Source organism: Nocardiopsis camelliae, from assembly GCF_028993595.1.
Classification (GTDB): domain Bacteria; phylum Actinomycetota; class Actinomycetes; order Streptosporangiales; family Streptosporangiaceae; genus Nocardiopsis; species Nocardiopsis dassonvillei.
The window spans coordinates 1893254-1913112 of record NZ_CP118614.1; the positions used below are offsets into that span (position 1 = coordinate 1893254).

The 19859-nt window shown below is 76.0% G+C and carries 16 protein-coding genes and 2 riboswitches; of the genes, 13 read left to right on the plus strand and 3 right to left on the minus strand.

Annotated elements, in window-relative coordinates; translation table 11 throughout:
• Nucleotides 1–151 precede the first annotated feature (151 nt).
• A riboswitch (SAM riboswitch) is annotated at nt 152–266 on the plus strand.
• Nucleotides 267–327: 61 nt separating this feature from the next.
• The 6 genes from PV789_RS08390 to PV789_RS08415 all read left to right on the plus strand — a co-directional run bounded on the left by PV789_RS08390 (nt 328) and on the right by PV789_RS08415 (nt 7457).
• Nucleotides 328–1677 carry an aminotransferase class V-fold PLP-dependent enzyme gene (locus tag PV789_RS08390; protein WP_274976880.1) on the plus strand — a complete coding sequence of 450 codons (1350 nt, stop codon included), beginning with the start codon at nt 328–330 and terminating at the stop codon, nt 1675–1677.
• Between the two features lie 188 nt (nt 1678–1865).
• On the plus strand, nt 1866–2135 hold the full coding sequence (locus PV789_RS08395; protein WP_274976881.1) for a hypothetical protein: 270 nt from the start codon (nt 1866–1868) through the stop codon (nt 2133–2135).
• The gene (locus PV789_RS08400; RefSeq protein ID WP_274976882.1) at nt 2132–2947 is read left to right on the plus strand and encodes an ABC transporter ATP-binding protein; all 816 of its coding nucleotides are present in this window, start codon (nt 2132–2134) and stop codon (nt 2945–2947) included. Before PV789_RS08395 ends, PV789_RS08400 begins: the two co-directional genes overlap by 4 nt.
• Nucleotides 2944–5589, plus strand: coding sequence for an FtsX-like permease family protein (locus PV789_RS08405; RefSeq protein ID WP_274976883.1), 2646 nt, complete (start codon nt 2944–2946; stop codon nt 5587–5589). The genes PV789_RS08400 and PV789_RS08405 overlap by 4 nt, the downstream gene beginning before the upstream one ends.
• A 630-nt stretch (nt 5590–6219) precedes the next feature.
• Nucleotides 6220–6927: an SAM-dependent methyltransferase gene (locus tag PV789_RS08410; RefSeq protein WP_274976884.1), complete on the plus strand. Its 708-nt coding sequence runs from the start codon at nt 6220–6222 to the stop codon at nt 6925–6927.
• On the plus strand, nt 6918–7457 hold the full coding sequence (locus PV789_RS08415) for a DinB family protein (protein WP_274976885.1): 540 nt from the start codon (nt 6918–6920) through the stop codon (nt 7455–7457). The genes PV789_RS08410 and PV789_RS08415 overlap by 10 nt, the downstream gene beginning before the upstream one ends.
• 229 nt (nt 7458–7686) lie before the next feature.
• On the opposite strand, the gene PV789_RS08420 is transcribed toward PV789_RS08415, so the two are convergent.
• A complete protein-coding gene (locus PV789_RS08420) occupies nt 7687–9933 on the minus strand; it encodes a primosomal protein N' (RefSeq protein WP_274976886.1) in 2247 nt (748 codons plus the stop codon).
• Nucleotides 9934–10044: 111 nt separating this feature from the next.
• On the opposite strand from PV789_RS08420, the gene fmt reads away from it, so the two are divergent.
• On the plus strand, nt 10045–10980 hold the full coding sequence (gene fmt / locus PV789_RS08425; protein ID WP_274976887.1) for a methionyl-tRNA formyltransferase: 936 nt from the start codon (nt 10045–10047) through the stop codon (nt 10978–10980).
• Between the two features lie 68 nt (nt 10981–11048).
• Nucleotides 11049–12518, plus strand: a complete 1470-nt coding sequence (locus PV789_RS08430; RefSeq protein WP_274976888.1) for an RsmB/NOP family class I SAM-dependent RNA methyltransferase — start codon at nt 11049–11051, stop codon at nt 12516–12518.
• Between the two features lie 382 nt (nt 12519–12900).
• Here the strand turns inward: PV789_RS08430 and PV789_RS08435 are convergent, their stop codons facing one another.
• Together PV789_RS08435 and PV789_RS08440 are read right to left on the minus strand one after the other, a co-directional pair.
• Complete coding sequence (locus tag PV789_RS08435) at nt 12901–14112, minus strand: hypothetical protein (RefSeq protein WP_274976889.1); 1212 nt, start codon at nt 14110–14112, stop codon at nt 12901–12903.
• Nucleotides 14113–14115: 3 nt separating this feature from the next.
• Nucleotides 14116–14508 carry a hypothetical protein gene (locus PV789_RS08440; RefSeq protein WP_274976890.1) on the minus strand — a complete coding sequence of 131 codons (393 nt, stop codon included), beginning with the start codon at nt 14506–14508 and terminating at the stop codon, nt 14116–14118.
• 286 nt (nt 14509–14794) lie between these two features.
• Here PV789_RS08440 and rpe point away from each other — a divergent pair, with 286 nt between their 5' ends.
• From rpe to ribH, 5 genes are all read left to right on the plus strand, one after another.
• On the plus strand, nt 14795–15466 hold the full coding sequence (gene rpe, locus PV789_RS08445) for a ribulose-phosphate 3-epimerase (RefSeq protein ID WP_274976891.1): 672 nt from the start codon (nt 14795–14797) through the stop codon (nt 15464–15466).
• A gap of 250 nt (nt 15467–15716) precedes the next feature.
• Nucleotides 15717–16709 carry a phosphatase PAP2 family protein gene (locus tag PV789_RS08450; protein WP_274978089.1) on the plus strand — a complete coding sequence of 331 codons (993 nt, stop codon included), beginning with the start codon at nt 15717–15719 and terminating at the stop codon, nt 16707–16709.
• Between the two features lie 153 nt (nt 16710–16862).
• Nucleotides 16863–16993, plus strand: a riboswitch (FMN riboswitch).
• Nucleotides 16994–17112: 119 nt separating this feature from the next.
• Nucleotides 17113–17745, plus strand: coding sequence for a riboflavin synthase (locus PV789_RS08455; protein ID WP_274976892.1), 633 nt, complete (start codon nt 17113–17115; stop codon nt 17743–17745).
• A 92-nt stretch (nt 17746–17837) separates the two neighbouring features.
• Complete coding sequence (locus tag PV789_RS08460) at nt 17838–19127, plus strand: bifunctional 3,4-dihydroxy-2-butanone-4-phosphate synthase/GTP cyclohydrolase II (RefSeq protein WP_274976893.1); 1290 nt, start codon at nt 17838–17840, stop codon at nt 19125–19127.
• Between the two features lie 125 nt (nt 19128–19252).
• Nucleotides 19253–19726, plus strand: coding sequence for a 6,7-dimethyl-8-ribityllumazine synthase (gene ribH, locus PV789_RS08465; RefSeq protein WP_274976894.1), 474 nt, complete (start codon nt 19253–19255; stop codon nt 19724–19726).
• Nucleotides 19727–19859: the final 133 nt, after the last annotated feature.

A 19859-nucleotide genomic window follows, 5' to 3' on the forward strand; every position in this document is an offset into this window, starting at 1 on the left:
GGCGGCCGGGGGAAACCGGACACCCGCGGCGTGAGGGCAGGCAGGCACAAGTATGTCCCCACCGCGCGCGCCGCTGTCAAGCGGTCCGGTGGTCCGGGCCGCATCCCCTCCCCCTGCCGCGGGCCGGAAGGCTGTGTTAGTGTGCCTCGCAGGTCACGAGTACCAGCGTCAAGCCCCGGCTAGCTGGTCGGCAACCCTCCTACCGCGGTGGGGTGCCCCGGGTGAGGACCAGGTCCCGACACGACCGTGTCGGACAAGCGCGGACCCCTGAGGCGTTACCGGAGTGACATCTCCGCGGGTCCCACGACCCACAGGAGAGGTGCTTCCATGACCACTGCCGTTCCCGTCCACGCCGCCCGTTCCGCCGAGCCCCCGGCCGACGCCGCCGCGTGCACCGTCGTCACCTCCGACGAGGGCGTCCCCCTGGTCACCGGCGGACGCGTCGAGTACGCCAACTTCGACTACGCGGCCAGCGCCCCGTGCCTGACCCCGGTGGCCGAGGCCCTGTCCGCGGCGCTGCCCTACTACGCCAGCGTGCACCGCGGCGCGGGCCACCACTCCCAGGTCAGCACCGACGCCTACGAGCGCGCCCGCCGCAGCGTCGCCCGCTTCGTGGGCGCGCGCTCCCGACCCGCCGACGCCGTGGTGTTCGTGCGCGGCACCACCGACGCCCTCAACCTGCTGGCCCGCTCGGTGCCCGAGGGCTGCACTGTGGTCGTGTTCGAGTCCGAGCACCACGCCAGCCTGCTGCCCTGGGAGCACCCCGCCGCCCGCGCCGGGCGGGTGGTGCGCCTGCCGCTGCCCGCCTCCCCCGAGGAGGCGGTGGAGGCCGCGGCCGCCGCGCTGCGCGGGGCCCCCGAGGGCCCGCGCCTGCTGTGCGTGACCGCCGCCTCCAACGTCACCGGCGAGATCTGGCCGGTGGAGGAACTGGTGGAGGCGGCCCACGCCGAGGGCGCCCGCGTGGTCGTGGACGCCGCCCAGTACGTGCCGCACCTGCCCTTCAGCCTGGAGGGGACCGGCGCCGACTACGTCGCCCTGTCCGCCCACAAGCTCTACGCCCCCTTCGGCTCCGGGGTTCTGGCCGGCCGCGCCGACTGGCTGCGCGAGGCCACGCCCTACCTGTCCGGCGGCGGGGCCACGCGGCTGGTCGACGAGCACGACGTGGTGTGGAACGACCTGCCCGCGCGGCATGAGGCGGGCAGCCCCAACGTGCTCGGCGCCGTGGCGCTTGCCGCCGCCTGCGACGCCCTCACCCCCGCCGCCCAGGAACTCCTGCACGTGCGCGAGTCGGCGCTGCTGGAGCGGCTGCGCGAGGGGCTGACGGCGGTCGACGGCGTCACCGAGCTGACCCTGTGGGGCGGGGACCACCCGCGGGTGGGCATCGTGTCGTTCACCGTGGACGGCCTGCCCGCCGACCTGCTGGCCGCGGCCCTGTCCGCCGAGTACGGGATCGGGGTGCGCGACGGCCTGTTCTGCGCCCACCCGCTCACCCGGCACCTGCTGCCCCGGGGCCACGGCCAGGCGGTGCGGGCGAGCCTGGGAGTGGGCACCACGCGCGAGCACGTGGACCGCCTCGTCGGCGCGGTCGCCGAACTCGTGGCCCGCGGACCGCGCTGGGAGTACGCCGACTGCGACGGCCGCCTCGCCCCGGTGTCCGACCCCGCGCGGGTGCTCTGACGGCGGTCCCGGGAGCGGTTGCGGCGGCTGCCCGGAAGGGTTCGGCCGGGCGCCACTACAGCTGGCTGTAGCGGCGGTCGGCGGGTGAGCGGGATGTTTCGGCGGGCCGCGCCTCCGTAGCGTCGGAGACGACACGGCGGGCGGTACACCGGCCGTGTCCAGCCACCCACCGAACCCCGGGAGCAGCCGTGTCCGACGACCCCTACCGCATCGACGCCTCGATCGCGGAGGACCCCTCGTCCTCCGTTCCGCAGCCGTCCCCCGCGCCCTCCCGACCTCGGCGCACACCCGCCCGCCGGGCCCTGCTGGTCCTGCTCGGGATCGTCCTCGCCGGGACCGCCGCGGCCAACGGCACGCTGTCCCTGCTCGGCCACGAGCTGATCGGGTCGGCCTTCGGACTCGCGGCGCTGGTCTCGCTCGTCGCTCTGGTCGTCCTGTTCCGCAGGGGCGACCGGTGAGGGGCGCGCAGGAGACAGCCGCCGCACCGGCCCCCACCGCACCGGTTCCCGCCGGTCCGGACGCCGAAGGCGAGGCCGTCCGGCTCACCGACGTCCACCGCGTGTACTCCGACGGCGAGGGCGTCGTCTCCGCCCTGGCCGGGGTGTCGCTGGGGGTGCCCCGCGGCTCCTTCCTCGCCGTCATGGGGCCGTCCGGATCGGGCAAGAGCACCCTGCTCAACTGCGCGTCCGGCATGGATCGCCCCACATCGGGCTCGGTGGTGGTGGGCGGCACCGACGTCGGCTCCCTGCGCGAGCCCCGGCGCACCGAGTTCCGCCGCGAGCGGATCGGCTTCGTGTTCCAGTCCTACAACCTGGTGCCCACGCTCACCGCGGAGGAGAACATCACCCTGCCGCTGCGCCTGGCCGGACGGACCCCCGACCAGGGCTGGCTGCGTACGCTCGTCGACCGGACGGGTGTGGGGCGGCGGCTGCGCCACCGGCCCACGGAGCTCTCCGGCGGCCAGCAGCAGCGGATCGCGATCGTGCGCGCCCTGGCCTCCCGGCCCGACATCGTCTTCGCGGACGAGCCCACCGGAGCGCTCGACGGCGCGACCGCCGACAGCGTCCTGGGCCTGCTGCGGGAGGTCGTGGACGAACTCGGCCAGACCGTCGTCATGGTGACCCACGACCCCAAGGCCGCCGCCCGGGCGCACGCCACCGCGGTCATGGCCGACGGCCGCCTCGCCGACGTCCTGCACGCCCCCTCCGCGGCCGACCTGGCCGGACGCCTGGCCTCCCTGGAGACGGCCGGGGCGGAGGCCGACCGATGACGGCGCCCCCCGGGCCGGGTCCGATCTCCGCACCGGGCCCCGCCTCCTGCCCGGATACCGCCTGTGACGCGAACCCGCCCTCCGCCTCGGGGCCCGCACGCGATCCGGATCCCGTCGGCGGACGCGGCCCCCTCGCGCTGAAGCTGGCGCGCGGCCGTGCCGGAGTGCTGGCCGCCGTCGCCGTCGCGGTCCTGGGCGGATCGGCGTTCGTCACCGTCGGCGGCGTGCTGGCCGACACCGGGCTGCGCTCGTCGGTCCCCGCCGAACGCCTCCGGGGAGCGGACGCCGTGGTCACCGCACCCCAGACGGTCGAGCAGGCCGAGGACCTGGATCTGCCCCTGCCCGAGCGGGCCGGACTGCCCGGGGGACTCACCGCCCGGCTGGCCGCCCTGCCCGAGGTCGGCGCCGCCGTCGGAGACGTCGGGTTCCCGGCCGCCGTGCACACCGGGGAAGGGATCGCCACGGGAGCCGATCCCCGCACCACCGGCCACGGGTGGTCCTCCGCCGCGCTGTTGGAGGACGCCCCCTTGGAGGGGGAGGCGCCGCGAGGGCCTGGCGAGGTGGTCCTGGACGCCGCCACGGCCTCGGCCGCCGGCGCCGGGGCCGGCGACCGGGTGCGGGTCACCGCCGCGGGGCGCACCGGCGACCACCGGCTCTCCGGGGTGCTGGACACCGGCGCCACCGTGGTCCTGTTCGCCGACGACACCGCCGCCGACCTGGCCGGGCGCACGGAGGGCCCGCGCGAGGGCACCGTGGACCTGATCGGCCTGCGCGCCGCGCCCGGTGTGCCGCCGGAGCGGTTCACCGGGGCGGTGGAGGAGGCCCTGGCGGGAGAGGACGCGCTCGTGCGGACCGGGGACCGGATCGGCGACGCCGAGTCCCCGGCCGCCGGAGCCGCACGCGGTGTCCTGGTCGCGGTGGCCGGTTCGCTCAGCGGTGTCCTGGTGATGACCATCGGCCTGACCGTCGCCGGAGCGCTGTCGGCCTCCGTGGCCGCACAGCGCCGCGACCTGGCGCTCCTGCGGGCCGTGGGAGCCACGCCCCGGCAGGTCCGCCGCCTGGTCGCCGCCCCCAACCTCCTCGTCACCCTGGCGGTCCTGCCCTTGGGCGTGGCCGGCGGCTACCCGCTGGCCGGGGTCGCGCTGGACTGGTTCGCCTCCCTGGGGCTGGTGCCGCCGGGTCTGCCTCCGGTCTTCGGACCGCTGCCCGCCCTGGCCACGGCGGTGCTGATGGTGCTCGCCGTGTGGCTGGCCTCGCTGGCCGCGGTCGGCCGGACCGCGTCCGCGCCGCCCACCGACGCGCTCGCCGAGTCCGTCGCCGAACCCCGCGTTCCCGGCCGGGCGCGGACCCGGACGGGGGCGGCGCTGCTCCTGGCCTCGGTGGGGGCGTCGGTCCCGGCGCTGGTGCTGGGCGGCGAGATGGCGGCGGTCGCCCCGGCCTCGGCCGGCCTGCTCGCGGTGGTCGGGCTGGCCCTGGTCGGCCCCGCCCTGCTGCGGGCGGTGAGCGGGGCGCTCGGCCGCCGGCTGCCCGCGCGCTCCTCCGCCCTGACCTGGCTGGCGGTGCGCAACCTGCACGGCCACTCCCACCGGGTGGCGGGCGCGGTCAGCGCGCTGGCGATGCTGGTGGCCTTCGCCCTCAGCCAGGGCTACGTCAACACCACCCTGCTGGCCGCGCAGACGGAGCAGCGCGAGGACGGGGAGCTGGCCGCGAGCACGCTGACGGCGCCCGCGCTCGGCGGGCTTCCGCGGGGACTGGCCGGGGCCGTCCGGGAGGACCCGTCCGTCGCCGCGGCCGTCACCGCCACGCCGACCACCCTCGTGTGGACCACCGGGCTGCCGTTCGAGGAGGGGGTGGTGCACCAGGAGACGCCCGCGCTGGTCCTGGGGCCGGACGCCCCGGAGGTCGTCGACGTGGGCGTCACCGAGGGCGACCTGGGTGCGCTGACCGGCGACACCGTCGCGCTGGGCGCGCGGACCGCGCGCTCCCTCGGAGCGGAACCGGGGCAGAGGGTGACGTTCCGGATGGGGGACGGTGCCGAGGTCAGTGCCGAGGTGGTCGCGCTGTACGAGCGCGAACTCGGCTTCGGCCGGGCCCTGGTCTCGCGGGACCTGGCCCGGGGGCACCTGACCGGTGACCTGCCCGCCGAGCTGCGGGTGCTCGCCGAACCCGGGCGGGAGTCCGAGGTCCGCGGGGTCCTCGACGCCCTGGCCTCGGCCCATCCGGGGGTGGAGGTCGCCGACACCGCCCCGGACGCGGCCGGGACCGGGCTCACGGCGAACACGGTGCTCAACCTCGTGGTGCTGCTCTGCCTGGCGGGGTACGTTCTGCTCTCGGTGGCCAACCGCCTGTCCGCCCAGACCCTGCGCCGCCGCGCGGAGACGGACGCGCTGCACGCCGTGGGCATGACCCCCGCGCAGATCAGGTCGCTGCTGCGCAGGGAGGCCGCCCTGGTCGCGGTCGGCGCGGTCGTCGCCGGTGTACTGGTCTCGGCGGTTCCGCTCGCCTTCGCGGGGATGGGGCTCCTGGGCCGCCCGTGGCCCGGCGGCCCGCTCTGGCTGCTGCCCGCGACCGTGCTGGTGGTCGCGGCGGTGTCCTGGCTGTGCGCGGAGCTGCCCGCGCGGAGGCTGACCGCGGACCGGTGACGCGTCGGGGCCTGACCCGCGCCAGGACCTTCACGCTGGCCGCGTCTGGGCGCGGACCGATGACGCGCCGGGGCCTGACGGTCTTCCCCGCAGGGGAGCGGCCTTCCGTCGGGGCGTCCTGGACGCCCGGGGCGCCCTGGTTGGCCAGGAGGGCGGAGCGGCCTTCCGTCGGGCGGCCTCCTCCGCCCGGGAGCGGTCTTCGTGACGGAAGGGCGGTCGCCCTCCCGTCGAGGGCCGGCGCCTCGGGACCGGCGGCCGGGGCACGGGGGATCCCCTCCCCGACCGGGAGCGTTTTCCGGAAAGCGAGGAGAAGCGCTTCCCGGGATGGCCCGGCCGTGTCGTGGGGCTCTCCCGGGAACACGGGGCGGTCACCTGCCGAAATCGCGGGGGAGCGGGGCGTGACGCACGCTCCCCGTCCGCGGGGCCGAGTCCGTCTACCAGAAACACTTGCGCCCCAGGAGTTCTCAAAGGGCGAAATAGGGCACATAACACCCATGTGTGTGCCGAGGATCACTTTCGCAGGGGGTACCATCGGGCCCTGACGGCATGGCGCGACGCTGTCCGGGCCCGACCGGCCCGCCCCGCCGAGCGTCTGCCTCCCGCGAGCGAACCGGCTGGGGGAGCGTGAACGTGACCAACGTCCGAGGGCCCAAGACGGGTCGGCTCACGGCCGTGTTCCGAGGGCGCGGGTCCGTGCCCGTCCCCGGCCAGCGGCCCGGTGTGGTCGACCTCGGCTCCCGCGCGGGCGGGCGCCCCGACCCCCGGCACGCCGAGCACACCCGCCTGCACCAGGCCTTCCTGGGGCGCGTGGTCGACTACCTGTCCGTCGACGCGGGCGTGCGCCAGTTCGTCGACTGGGGGTGCCCGGTACCCGGAACCGCCGAGCGCGTGCACGCCGCCGCCCCCGACGCCTCCGTCGTCCACGTCGCCCCGCACGGCGCGGCGGGCATGCTCTCCACCGCCGGGGCCTCCGTGCTCTCCGGCGACGGCTCCGGCACGGACACGCTCCTGCGCCGCCTCGGCACCTCCGGGCTCGTCGACTTCGACGAGCCCGTCGCCGTTCTGATGACCCGCCCCTTCACCGCGGACGACCCGCCCGCCCGGATCGACGCCCTGCACGCCCTCATGCGCGGGGGCGGCTACCTCGCCCTCACCTCCCCGGCGCCCCGCGCCGCGGTGGAGCGCGCCTTCGAGCCCTTCCAGCCCGTCGAGCCGGGCGTGGCCGACCTGCGGTGGTGGCCCTACCCGGACGAGGACGTGTCCGACCCGGGCACCGGCGTCCTGGCGGGGCTGGGCCGCGCGCCCGGGCGCCGGGGAGGCGCTCGCGGGTGGCGGTGAACTGGACCGGAGAGGTCCTGGCCCAGCTGCGGTTCTACTGGGACTTCTCCCTGTGGCCCCGCCTGGAGGGGCTCACCGACGAGGAGTTCCACTGGGCTCCGGTGCCCGGGGCCTGGGCCGTGCGCGAGGGACCGGACGGGCGCCACCGGCCCGACACGGCCGTCCCCGAACCCGAACCGCCGCCGGTGACCACCATCGCCTGGCGGCTCGGGCACATCGTCGTCGAGATCCTGGAGACCCGCGTCAACTGGCACTTCGGCGACCGCACCGCCACGCGGGAGAACGCCGACTGGCCCGCGACCGCCGCCGAGGCCCGGCAGCGGCTGCGCCACGCCTACATCGCCTGGACCGCGCACGTCCAGGAGCTGGACGAGAACGGCCTGGCCGCGCCGGTGGGCGGCGCCGAGGCGCCCCAGTGGGAGGACTTCCCGATGGTCGCCCTCGTGCTCCACGTCAACCGGGAGGTCATCCACCACGCGGCGGAGGTGGCCGCGCTGCGCGACCTGTACCGCGCGCGGTACGGCCGCTGAGCCGTCCCACACGCCGCGGCCTCGTACTCACGGCGAGGTCCGAGCACCCGGACCCGCTGTGAGTACAGGATCCACCGGTGTACCACGGTGGTGTCGGGGAGGGGTGCGACGGGAGCAGCCCTGACCGCGGTGCCGGGTGACTCCTCCGGAACCACCACGGGTCCGGGCACCTCGCGTCACACCGGTGACACTTCCGGACGGACGGTCCCGGGGCCTCCCCGGACACCGCCTAGACCACGTGCAGCGGGTCCATCCGCACCTGCGCCAGGTGCTCGTCGCGGCGCGCGCTGCGCGCCGAGGCCGCCACCTTGAGCGACCGGGACAGCGCGCCCACCCCGGCCCGGGGCACCCGCAGCAGCGCCCGCTCGGTGGGCTGGGCGCCGTCCGGGCCGACCGCCCGGTCCGCGCCCACCGGCACCGGCCCCAGGAGTTCGGCGCCCTCGGGCAGTTCGATCTGGTCGAGCAGTTCGCGCACGTGCTCGGGAGCGCCGGTGACCGAGGCCATCGCCACCGCGGGGGGGAATCCCAGCTCGCGGCGCTCGGCCAGCTCGCGCTCGGCGAAGCCCGTCGGGTCCCACCGCACGAACGACTGCACCACCGGCAGCGAGGCGTCGGCCGACACCACCACCGTGCCGCCCGGCCGCACCAGGGCGCCCGCGTTCAGCCAACGACGCAGGGCCTCCTCCGAGGCGCGCAGGTCCATCCGGTTCAGCAGCGCCCAGCCGTCCAGCAGGACCGCCGCCGCGTAGCCGTTGTCGGCCACCGGTTCGGCCCCCGGGGTGGCCACCACCAGCGACGGCGCGTCCGCCACCCGCGACAGCACCTCCTCGCGGCCCGAGGTGCGCACGGTCAGCGAGGGGAACGCCCTGCCCAGCTCCTCGGCGGTGCGGCGGGCGCCCACCACCACGGCGCGCATGCGGGTGACACCGCACTCCGGGCACGCCCACTGCCCGGCGACCCGGCCGCACCAGCCGCACGAGGGCATGGCGTGCGAACCGCGCACGGCCAGAGGTCCCCGGCAGGAGTCGCAGCGCGCGGGCTCGCGGCACCCGGCGCAGGCCAGCGTGTTCAGGTAGCCCCGGCGCGGAACCTGGAAGAGCACCGGACCGGTCCGCGCGGCCTCGCGGGCCGCGCGCAGGGCCACGCTCGGCATCCGCGCCGACCGCGCCGCCTCGTCGCGGGCCAGCTCCCGGTCGTCCCCGGCCGCCCGGACCACGGGCGCGCGGCGGCGCAGGGTCGCCCGGTCGGCGGTCAGCGGGTGCGCCCACCCCGACTCCACCAGCAGTTGGGCGTCGGTGGTGCGCGTGTGCCCGCCGATCAGGGCACCGGCCCCGGCGCGGTGCGCCCGCATCGACAGCACCGTGCGCGCGTGCGGGTAGGGGGCGTGCGGGTCGGCGTGCACGTCGTCGCCGTCGTCCCACAGCACCACCAGTCCCAGGTCGCGCACCGGCGCGAACACCGCCGCGCGCGTGCCGACCACGACCCGGACCCCGCCGCGCAGCACCGACAGCCAGCGCCGGTAGCGCTCGGCCGGTCCGAGGTCGGCGGTGAGCGCCGCGTACCGGCTCCCGCCCAGGCGCTGTTCCAGGGCGTGGTCGACGGCCTGCACGTCGCGGCCGTCGGGCACCACGATCACGGTGCCGCGCCCGGCGGCCAGGGTCTGGGCGGCGGCGACCGCCACCGCGTCCGCCCACCCGGCGCCGGGCAGGGCGTTCCACACCGCGCGGGCGGGCTGGCCCGTGCGCAGCGCGCGCAGGAACGAGGGGCCCTCGGGGTAGTCCGCCCAGGGGCCGGGGTCGGGGTCCGCCCCGGCGGCATCCTGTGCCGCTTCCGTACCGGAGGGCGCGTCCGTCACGGTTGCGGACACCCGTGGGGCGTCGGCGGCGTTCGGTGCGGTGCCGGGGTCCGCCCCGGACTGGGTGTTGTGCGGGACCGCCCCGGAGGGGGCGTCGCCCGGGTTCGTCCCGATCGCCTCCGCAGGCGCGTCCGCCTCCGCTGCCTCCGCGGCCTTGGCCGCCTCCTTCTCCACGCGGGCGTGGCGGGGCGGCACCGCCAGGCGCAGCACGTCGCTCAGCGTGCCCGCGTAGCGGTCGGCGACCGCGCGGGCCAGCCCCAGGATCTCGGGGGTGAGCACGGGTTCGGGGGAGACCACCGCCTCCAGGTACGCCAGCCGCCCCGAGAACTCCGAGGTCTCCACCCGCTCGGCCAGGAAGCCGCCCAGCTGGCGGTTGTTGAACCGCACCTTCACCCGGCAGCCGGGCACCGCCGCCTCGTCCATGTCGGCGGGCACCCGGTAGTCGAAGTACCGGTCCAGGTGGGGCAGCGGGGTGTCCACGACCACGCGCGCGACGGGCAGCCGCTCGGCGGGCCCGCGTGGGGCCGGGCGGCGGGACCTGCTTGCCGCCCGAGCCGTGGCCTTCTCCTGTTCCGGAAGGTCGAAGAGGACCCCGTCGGGCTGACCGGGCTGCGCTGTCATCCTCCTCTGTCTACCAGAACCGTGCGACACCGCCCCGCGCACCGGGCGGCGCGGCCCTGCGCCACTGGTAGAACTGGGGAACCGACAGACCTCGGTGGAGGGGAACCCACGTTGAAGCTTGTCTTTGCCGGAACACCGCAGGTGGCGGTACCGTCCCTGCGCGCACTGATCGACTCCGGCCACGAGGTCGCCGCCGTGGTCACCCGTCCCGACGCCCGCTCCGGGCGCGGCCGGAAGGTCTCCGCCAGCCCGGTCGGCGAACTCGCCGAGAGCGAGGGCATCGAGGTCCTCAAGCCCGCCAAGGCGGGCGACCCCGAGTTCCTGGAGCGGCTGGCGCGGATCGCCCCCGACTGCTGCCCCGTGGTCGCCTACGGCGCCCTGCTGCCCCAGTCCGCGCTCAACATCCCCCGCCACGGCTGGGTCAACCTGCACTTCTCCCTGCTCCCCGCATGGCGCGGCGCCGCCCCTGTCCAGCACGCGGTCCTGCACGGCGACGACATCACCGGCGCGTCCACCTTCCGGATCGTCAAGGAACTCGACGCCGGTCCCGTCTACGGCACCCTCACCGAGACCGTGCGCCCCACCGACACCAGCGGTGAACTCCTCGACCGGCTCTCCGTCTCCGGCGCCGAACTCCTCGTCCGCACGGTCGACGGCATCGCCGCCGACCGGCTCAGCCCGGTCGAGCAGCCCGCCGACGGAATCTCCTACGCGTCCAAGCTCACCCCCGAGGACGCCGAACTCGACTTCACCGCCCCCGCCCTGCGCGTGGACCGTACGGCCCGCGCCTGCACCCCCGCCCCGGGCGCCTGGACCACCTTCCGCGGCGGCCGCCTCAAGGTGGGGCCGGTCACCCCCCTCACCGACGCCGACACACCCGCGCTCGATCCCGGCCAGCTGCACGCCGACAAGAAGCGGGTCCTGGTCGGGACCGCCACCCACCCGGTCGTCCTGGGCGAGGTGCAGCCGCAGGGCAAGCGCGCCATGGCCGCGGTCGACTGGGCGCGCGGCGTGCGCCCCGGCGACGGGGACCGCCTGGGGCGCTGAGCTGCCGTAGTCTCGACCTGGCGGGTGAACCCGCCGGTCCCGTCCCCGGTTTGTTGAGGCAGCACACGTTGAGCGAGCAGTCCCGATCCCCGTACCGCCGTCCCCGCCGCGGCGGGAAGCCCGCGCAGGGCGGCGGCCGGAGCGGGGACGGACAGTCCCGGCCCCGCGACCCCGCACGCCGCGTCGCCTACGACGTGCTGCGCGCGGTGGGCCAGCGCGACGCCTACGCCAACCTGCTGCTGCCCGCCCTGCTCAGCGAACGCGGCATCAGCGGCCGCGACGCGGCCCTGGCCACCGAGCTGACCTACGGGACCCTGCGCCTCCAGGGCACCTACGACGCGATCCTGGAGGCCTGCGTGGACCGCACGCTCGCCTCCGTGGACACCGAGGCGCTGCCGCTGCTGCGCCTGGGCGCCCACCAGCTGCTGTCCACCAAGATCCCGCCGCACGCCGCGGTCAGCGCCACCGTGGACCTGGCCCGCAGGGTCGTGGGCCACCACCGCGGCCGGTTCGTCAACGCCGTCCTGCGCAGGGTCTCCGCCCGCGACCTGGACGCGTGGACGGCCGTGGTCGCCCCCGACCGCGCCACCGACCCCAGCGGGTACCTGTCGGTCGTGCACAGCCACCCGCGCTGGATGGTCAAGGAGCTGGCCCGGGCGCTGGGGGAGCGGTCCGCCAACGGGCTGGTCGAGACCGAGCGCCTGCTCGCCGCGCACAACGAGCGCCCCCGCGTGACCCTCGTGGCCAAGCCGGGCCGCGCCACCGTCGCCGACCTGGTGGCCGCCGGTGCCGAGGAGGCCCGCTACTCGCCGTTCGCCGCCTACCTGCCCGAGGGCGACCCGGCGGCGATCCGTGAGGTGCACCAGAACCGGGCCGCGGTGCAGGACGAGGCCAGCCAGCTGGTCGCCCTCGCCCTGACCAGGGTGGACACCCACGGGAACGACGCGCGCTGGCTCGACATGTGCGCGGGACCGGGCGGCAAGGCCGGTCTGCTGGCCTCCTTGGCCGGGCAGCGCGACGCCCGCCTGCTGGCCGCCGAGGTGCAGCCCGCGCGGGCCGGACTGGTCGCGGGCGCGGTGCGCCGCTCCCCGCGCGACGCCGGCCGGGTCGTGGTCGCCGACGGAACCAGGCCCGCCTGGCGGCCGGGGGCCTTCGACCGGGTGCTGGTGGACGCGCCGTGCACGGGCCTGGGCGCGCTGCGCCGACGCCCGGAGTCGCGCTGGCGGCGCACCGAGGGCTCGGCCGCCGAGCTGGCGCCGCTCCAGCACGACCTGCTGACGAGCGCGGTCGAGGCGGTGCGCCCCGGCGGAGTGGTCGCCTACGTCACCTGCTCGCCGCACCTGGACGAGACCGACGGGATCGTCCGCCGGGTACTCGACGAGCGCGACGACCTCACGCTGCTGCGCGCCGCCGACTACCTGGACGGGGTGCCCGACCTCGCGGCCGGTCCGGAGGGAAGGTACGTCCAGTTCTGGCCGCACGTGCACGGGACCGACGCGATGTTCCTGGCGCTGCTGCGCAGGTCCGAGCAGTCCTAGAGCCGAGTGGTTCTGGGTCCGAGCAGTTCTGGGTCCGAGCGGTCCTGAAGCCGCGGGGGCCGCCCGCGCGGTGGTCGCCTCACCGGCCCGGGCCGGGGGAGTCCCCGGGCCGTCCACAGGTGGAGATCCGGGGTGGGCGGGAGCGGGGCGGCCGGTCACACTGGGACACGGGGGCATGTCACCGCGCCGACGGACGCCCGCGGCGCCCCCGATACCAGAGTAGGGCTCTGCGCGCCCTTCCGCGGGGCCCTGTGGACAACCCGTCCGAGGCGGCGGGGCGCCCTTCGTTCCCCGGCCCCGGGTTCGGCGGTGTCCGCCGTCGACCGAGGCGTTCGCCACCGACGGCGTCCTTCGTCCTCGGGTTCGTGGGCGGCACTGTCCGCTATCTCCGTGGCCCTTCGCCCTCCCGCTCGGAGTCGGCGGTGCCCGCTGCCGACGGCGGCACGGGCTCGGGTACCGGAGACCGGGACTCGGCCGTTGGAGGCTGGGCCCCGGCTACCGGGGGCACCGGCGCCGGAGGCTGCGACGCGGTTACCGGGGGCTCCGGAGTTGGCGACGCGGCCACCGGAGGTGCGGCCACCGGCGGCACGGGCGCGGACACCGAAGGCGCGGGCACGGGCCCCGGTGGCATGCTCGCGCGCAGGCGCAGGGTCAGCCGCTCGCCCAGCTCCCCGCTGAACACCCCCTCGTGCGCGACCCCCACCCGGTCGGCCAGCTCCACCGCGTGCAGGCGCACGACGGCCTCCACCAGCGTGGCGTAGTTCCCGACTGCGGACCGGGCCCGCACCCACGCGATCCCCGCCACGGCCGCCGCGACGAGCGCGGCGGGCCACCACCACACGGTCAGCGGCAGGTACAGCAGCGCCCACGCCGTCAGCCCGGTGGCGAGGGCCAGGTCCTCGCGGGCCGCGGTGACCTCCGCGCGCTCCTCCTCCGGCAGGACCAGCCACAGGTGCGGCCACAGCACGGCCAGGTCCGCGCGGTGGTCGCGGGCCAGCCGCGTGCGCACGGCCGCGATCCGGTCACCGCACCAGGTGGGGCGTTCCGGCCGTTCGGGGGAGATCCCCGCCAGGCGGTCGTAGGCCTTCGCGAACGCCTCCTCCCCGCCGCTGCCCCGCGCTTGCCGGACTTCACCGCTCCCTTTCCGCGCCCGTCCAGCCTCCTCGCTCCGCTCCGCTTCCCCGCCCCCACCGCGCGCCCGCTCGACCTCCCCGCGCAGCCGGTCCCAGCGCGCGCGCCGCGAGCGCACCCACCGCCCGGTCCAGCCGCGCAGCGGCGGTGGCCACCGCTCCCAGTCCGCGGCCGTCCACAGGCGCTCGACCAGCCAGCCCAGCCCCCGGGCGACCAGGCCCACGGCGGTGCTCCCGGCCACCACGGCGGCCAGCACCAGGGCCTGACCGCCGAAGGTGTCCACACGCGGGTCCGCGGCCCATCCGGTGACCCGCTCGGCCAGGTGCCCCACGTCCCACGCCCCGGACCAGCCCAGGGCGTAGGCGGCGGTCGCGACCGCCAGGTAGAGGGCACCGGGCAGCGCGAGGGTGCTGACCCACCTTTCGGTGAGCCTTCGGCCCAGTTCCGCCCACAGGTCGCCCACCGCCTACCGCCCCCGCGGCGGACGCAGGGAGGCGCCGCTGACCAGGCAGACCGGCACGTCCTCGGCCGGTGTGGGCTCCCACGTGCGCGCGCACCCGCCCTGGGGGCACCCGTACAGGGCGGAGGCGGGGCGGGGCAGGCCTGTCCCGGCCACCGCCGCGCCCCCCGAACCCACCAGGTGCACTCCGTCGGTGTGGGCGGCCAGTCCGCGCCCGTCGAGGGCGACCAGGGCCTCCTGGAGCCCGGCCAGCTCCGCCGACGCGTCCCCGCCGCCTCGCGCGGCCCCGAGCACCGCGTCGACCAGAGCGGGACCGCCGGGCACCGGTTCCAGCCGGTCCCGGATGTCGCGGGCGTGCTCGCAGACCACGCCCAGCCCCGCCGCGGTGTCCTCGTTCATGGACCTTCCGTCCTCCCGGCCGCTCCTGCGCGCGGGCGCCCGCCGCGGCACCCGGCACGGGCCCCACCTCCCCGGGGGCCGTGCCCGGTGCGCGCGGACACCCTCCCCCCACTCCTCTCGGCCACTCCTCATGTCCGAAAAGGGCGATTTGTGATCTACGAGGTAAAGATCCGTCATGAAAACACCCCCGACAGTGGGAGGAGAGGAAAAATTTCCACACGTTCCCGCAGTTCCGGGCCCCGCACCCGGACCACACGCCCCCGACCTCCGTGGCTACACTGCACGCGTGGCCATCCAGATCTCACCCAGCATCCTGAGCGCCGACTTCGCGCACCTCGCCGACGAAGCGGCCGCCGTGTCCCCGTCCGCCGACTGGCTCCACGTCGACGTGATGGACAACCACTTCGTCCCGAACCTGACGCTCGGCCTGCCCATCGTGGAGTCCCTGCTCAAGGCGACCGACACCCCCCTGGACTGCCACCTGATGATCGAGGAGCCCGACCGCTGGGCCCCCGCCTACGCCGAAGCGGGCGCGGGCAGCGTCACCATCCACGCCAAGGCCGCCGGGGCCCCCGTGCGCACACTGCGCGAGATCCGCCGCCTCGGCGCCCGCGCGGGCCTGGCCCTCAACCCCGCCGAGCCCGTCGAGCCCTACGCCGACCTCGTCGGCGAGATGGACATGCTCCTGCTCATGACCGTCGAACCCGGCTTCGGCGGACAGAAGTTCCTCGACGTGGTCCTGCCCAAGATCCGCCGCGCCCGCGAGATCCTCGACAGCCGCGAGGCCTCCGTCTGGCTCCAGGTCGACGGCGGCGTCAGCGACGAGACCATCGAGCGGGCCGCCGAGGCCGGAGCCGACGTCTTCGTCGCCGGTTCGGCCGTCTACGGGGCCCAGGACCCGGCCAAGGCCGTGGAGTCCCTGCGCGCCCTCGCCGCCGGGGCCGCCGCCGGGGCCTGACCCCGAAGCCCCGACCCCCGCAACCGAACGTCCGTCTGCGCAACGATCGCGACACGGTTCCGCCCTTCGCTGGCCCCGCCCGGCGCCTCCCCCTAAGCTGTGCGACTCGTAGTCGTGAATCTCGCTTGGTCGCGGCTCCGTCTCCCCCTCCGCCTTCGCGCGCGTGGGGGAGCGGCGCGGCGTGAGCGCGTTGCCAGGCGCGGACCCCTGGGAGTACGCGTTGAACGCTTGGACCGCCGAGCACCTGGCCATGGACGCGCTGTGGGAGGCGGAGACCGTCCCCATCCTCTGGCTCCAGGGCCTGGGGGACTGGCTCGCCCACCCGCTGGGCCTGGTCACCCACCTGGGCTCCCACACGCTCGTCATCCTCGCCCTCACCCTCGTCTTCTGGTGCGTCAACCCCGGCCTGGGGGCGCGCCTGTTCGTCGTGGTGGCCTGCTCCGGTGTGGTCAACCAGCTGTTCAAGTCCCTGCTCTACGGGGCACGGCCGCCCTGGTTCGACGCACGCGTCACGGCCCACACGAGTTCGGACAGCTTCGGGATCCCCTCCGGGCACACCCAGGGCGCCACCGTCACCTGGGGCTACCTCGGCATCAGGTCCGGCCGCCGCGCCGTGCTGTGGGCGGCGGTCGCGGTCATCGCGCTCGTCTCGCTCTCGCGGATCTACCTGGGCGCGCACTTCGTCAGCGACGTCGTGGCCGGGCTGGTGCTGGGCGCCATCCTGCTGTGGGCGGTCCTGCGCTGGGAGGAGCGCGTCACCGCCTGGTGGCTGGGGCTGAGCACCGCCCGCTGGGTGGGCTGCGCCCTGGCCGTCGCCCTGCTGCCCTGCCTGGCGGCCACCGTGTGGCAGCTGCTGGTGCGCGGCGACTGGACGGTCCCCCAGGAGTGGATCGGCGCCGTCCCCGCCGACCCGGCCGGCGAGACCCTCACCGGTCTGTACACCGTGGCCGGAACCCTGCTGGGCGGGCTCGTGGGCTTCACCCTGCTCGCCCGTCGCGGCTGGTACAGCGCCGCGGGCACCCTGGCCTCCCGGGCCGCCCGTTTCGTGCTGGGCGTCTCGGTGATCGTGCTGGTGCAGGTGTTCGTGAGCGTGGTCTTCGGCCACCTGAGCGGGCTCGCCGACGCCGCCGTGTCCTTCGTCGCCTACGGCGCGATCACCTTCTGGGCCTCCTTCCTGGCACCGGAGGCCTTCGTCCGCAGCGGTCTGGCCGCCCGGCCCGGGGCCGCGGCCGAGACCCCCTGAACAGGCGGGGCGCGGGCTCGCGGCGACACGCCCGCCGGGGTCCCCGTCCGCGCGTGCGCCGTCCGCGCCGTCGGCGGTGGGGGCCGATGATTCGCGTCACACCGGCTAGGCGCTCCTGTTGACGAGGGGTTAGGATCCCTACCAGCAAGTTCAACACGTGCTCCGGGGTCGGTGTAATTCCGAACCGGCGGTGACAGTCCGCGACCCGGCCGAGTCCATCGGCCGGTTGAACCGGTGGAATTCCGGTACCGACGGTGAAAGTCCGGATGGGAGGCAGTACGTGTCGGGACGGCCCCCCGCCGCCCGCGTCCGCTGACGCGCGGCCCCGGTGCCGTCCTGTTCGTGGACCCTTCTCCACGCGTCCCCTCACCCCGGAGCCACCAGGCGAAGGGAAGGCAAGGGCGTGTTCACCGGAATCGTCGAGGAACTCGGCGAGGTCGTCTCCATCCAGGCCGCGGGCACCACGGGTGAGGCCGTACTGCTCACCGTCCGGGGCCCCCTGGTCAGCTCGGACGCCGCACACGGCGACTCCATCGCGGTCAACGGCGTGTGCCTGACCGTCGTCGACCGGGGTGAGGGCACCTTCACCGCCGACGTCATGAAGGAGTCGCTGGACCGCTCCAGCCTCGGCGGCCTGGTCCCGGGCTCCCGGGTCAACCTCGAACGCGCCGCCCGCGCCGACGGCCGCCTGGGCGGCCACATCGTCCAGGGCCACGTCGACGGCACCGCCGCCCTGGTCTCCCGGAATCCCGGCGACAACTGGGACGTTCTGCGTTTCGGGCTGCCCGCCCACCTGTCGCCGTACGTGGTCGAGAAGGGCTCGATCACCGTCGACGGCACGAGCCTCACCGTCTCCGCGGTCAGCGAGCCCGGGGCCGAGGATGAGTTCTTCGAGGTCAGCCTCATCCCCGAGACCCTGCGGGCGACCACCCTGGGCGGACTGGCCGCCGGTGCCGCCGTGAACATCGAGGTGGACGTCATCGCCAAGTACGTCGAGCGCATCGCCGCCGTGGCGGCGGTCCGCCCGCGGGCGTGAGCGCCCGAGCACGGCACGAGGGGGCGGACCCGCGCGGGCGGGCCGCCGCCCGCCCCGCCACCCACATCCACGACGCATCCCAGGGAGCGGCCATGACCGTCACCGAGCCCACCCCGGCCACGACACCGATCGACCAGGCCGTCGTCCTCGACACGATCGAGGAGGCCGTCGCCGAGTTCGCCGCGGGGCGGGCCATCGTGGTGGTGGACGACGAGGACCGCGAGAACGAGGGCGACATCATCTTCGCCGCCGAGCTCGCCACGCCCGAACTCCTGGCGTTCACGATCCGCCACACCTCCGGCGTGGTGTGCGTCCCCCTGGAGGGCCAGGACCTGGACCGCCTCGACCTGCCGCTGATGACCGCGCGCAACGAGGAGAGCCTGCGCACCGCCTACACGGTGACCGTGGACGCGCGCGAGGGCGTCACCACGGGCATCTCCGCCGCCGACCGGGCCCGCACCATCCGTCTGCTGGCCGCGCGGGGCAGCGGCCCCGCCGACTTCGTGCGTCCCGGCCACGTCCTGCCGCTGCGCGCCCGCCCGGGCGGCGTGCTGGCCCGGCGCGGCCACACCGAGGCCTCTGTCGACTTCGCCCGCCTGGCCGGTCTGCGTCCCGCGGGCGTGCTCGCCGAGGTCGTCAACGACGACGGCACCATGGCCCGTCTGCCCCAGCTGCGGGCGTTCGCCGACGAGCACGGCCTCAAGCTGGTCTCGGTCGAGCAGCTCGCCGCCCACCGCGAGGCGCTGGGGGAGGCGCTCACCGAGGCCGAGGCCCACCCGCCGCTGGTCACCCGCGCGGTCCAGACGCGTCTGCCCAACAGGTACGGCCAGTGGCGCGCGTTCGGGTACCGGGGCACCGCCGACGGGGCCGAGCACGTCGCGCTGGTGTACGGGGACCTGACCGACGGCGCCGACGTCCTGGCGCGCCTGCACTCGGAGTGCCTCACCGGCGACGCGTTCGGCTCCCACCGCTGCGACTGCGGCGCCCAGCTGGACTCCGCCATGGCCGACATCGCCGAGGAGGGGCGCGGGGTGCTCGTCTACCTGGGCGGCCACGAGGGCCGGGGGATCGGCCTGCTGCACAAGCTGAGCGCCTACAGCCTCCAGGACCAGGGTGCGGACACCGTGGACGCCAACCTGCGCCTGGGCCTGCCCGCCGACGCGCGCGAGTTCGGCGCCGGGGCGCAGATCCTGGCGGACCTGGGGGTGTCGTCGGTGCGCCTGTTGAGCAACAACCCCGCCAAGGCGGAGGGGCTGGAGCAGCACGGGGTGCGGGTCAAGGAGCGGGTGGCGATGCCCTCCTTCGTCACCGAGGACAACATCGACTACCTGCGCACCAAGCGCGACCGCATGGGCCACGACCTGACCGGCGTCTCCCGATGACACCGGTCCCGCGGCGCGGCCGACCGGCCGCTTCGCGTTCGGCGCCCCCTCGCGGGCCGGGGCGGTGTCCGTCCCGGCGGCGGCCCGGGGCCCGCACAGTTCGTTCGGAGAGGAAGCAGGAGCCCATGAGTGGTGAAGGACGCCCCGACAGCAGCGGTGTCGAAGCCTCGGGGATGTCGGTGGGCATCGTCGTGACCCGTTGGAACGCGGGCGTGGTCCAGCCGATGCTCACCAGAGCCCTGGACGTGGTGAGGTCCTCGGGTGCGGCCGAGCCCGTCGTGGTGGAGGTGGCCGGGGCAGTCGAGATCCCGGTGGTCGCCCAGGAGCTGGCCCGCAAGCACGACGCCGTGATCGCCCTGGGCGCGGTCGTGCGCGGGGGCACACCGCACTTCGACTACGTGTGCCAGTCGGTCACCCACGGGCTGACCGAGGTGGCGCTGCGCCATTCCACCCCCGTGGGCAACGGCGTGCTCACCTGTGACACCCTGGAACAGGCGCTCGACCGCGCCGGACTTCCGGGGAGCGCCGAGGACAAGGGCGCCGAGGCCGCGCTGGCCGCCCTGGACACGGCGGCGGTCCTGCGCGGGCTGCGCCGCTGATCCGGTCCGGTGGCGCGCACGGTGACGGTGGTGGGCCGTCCGCGCACGCGGGCGGTCGAAGAGGTGTCGCGCGCGGGTCCCGGTCCGGCGGGTGGCCGCCGGGCGGTTCGTGGCGGGCGGTGCGCGCCGCGGG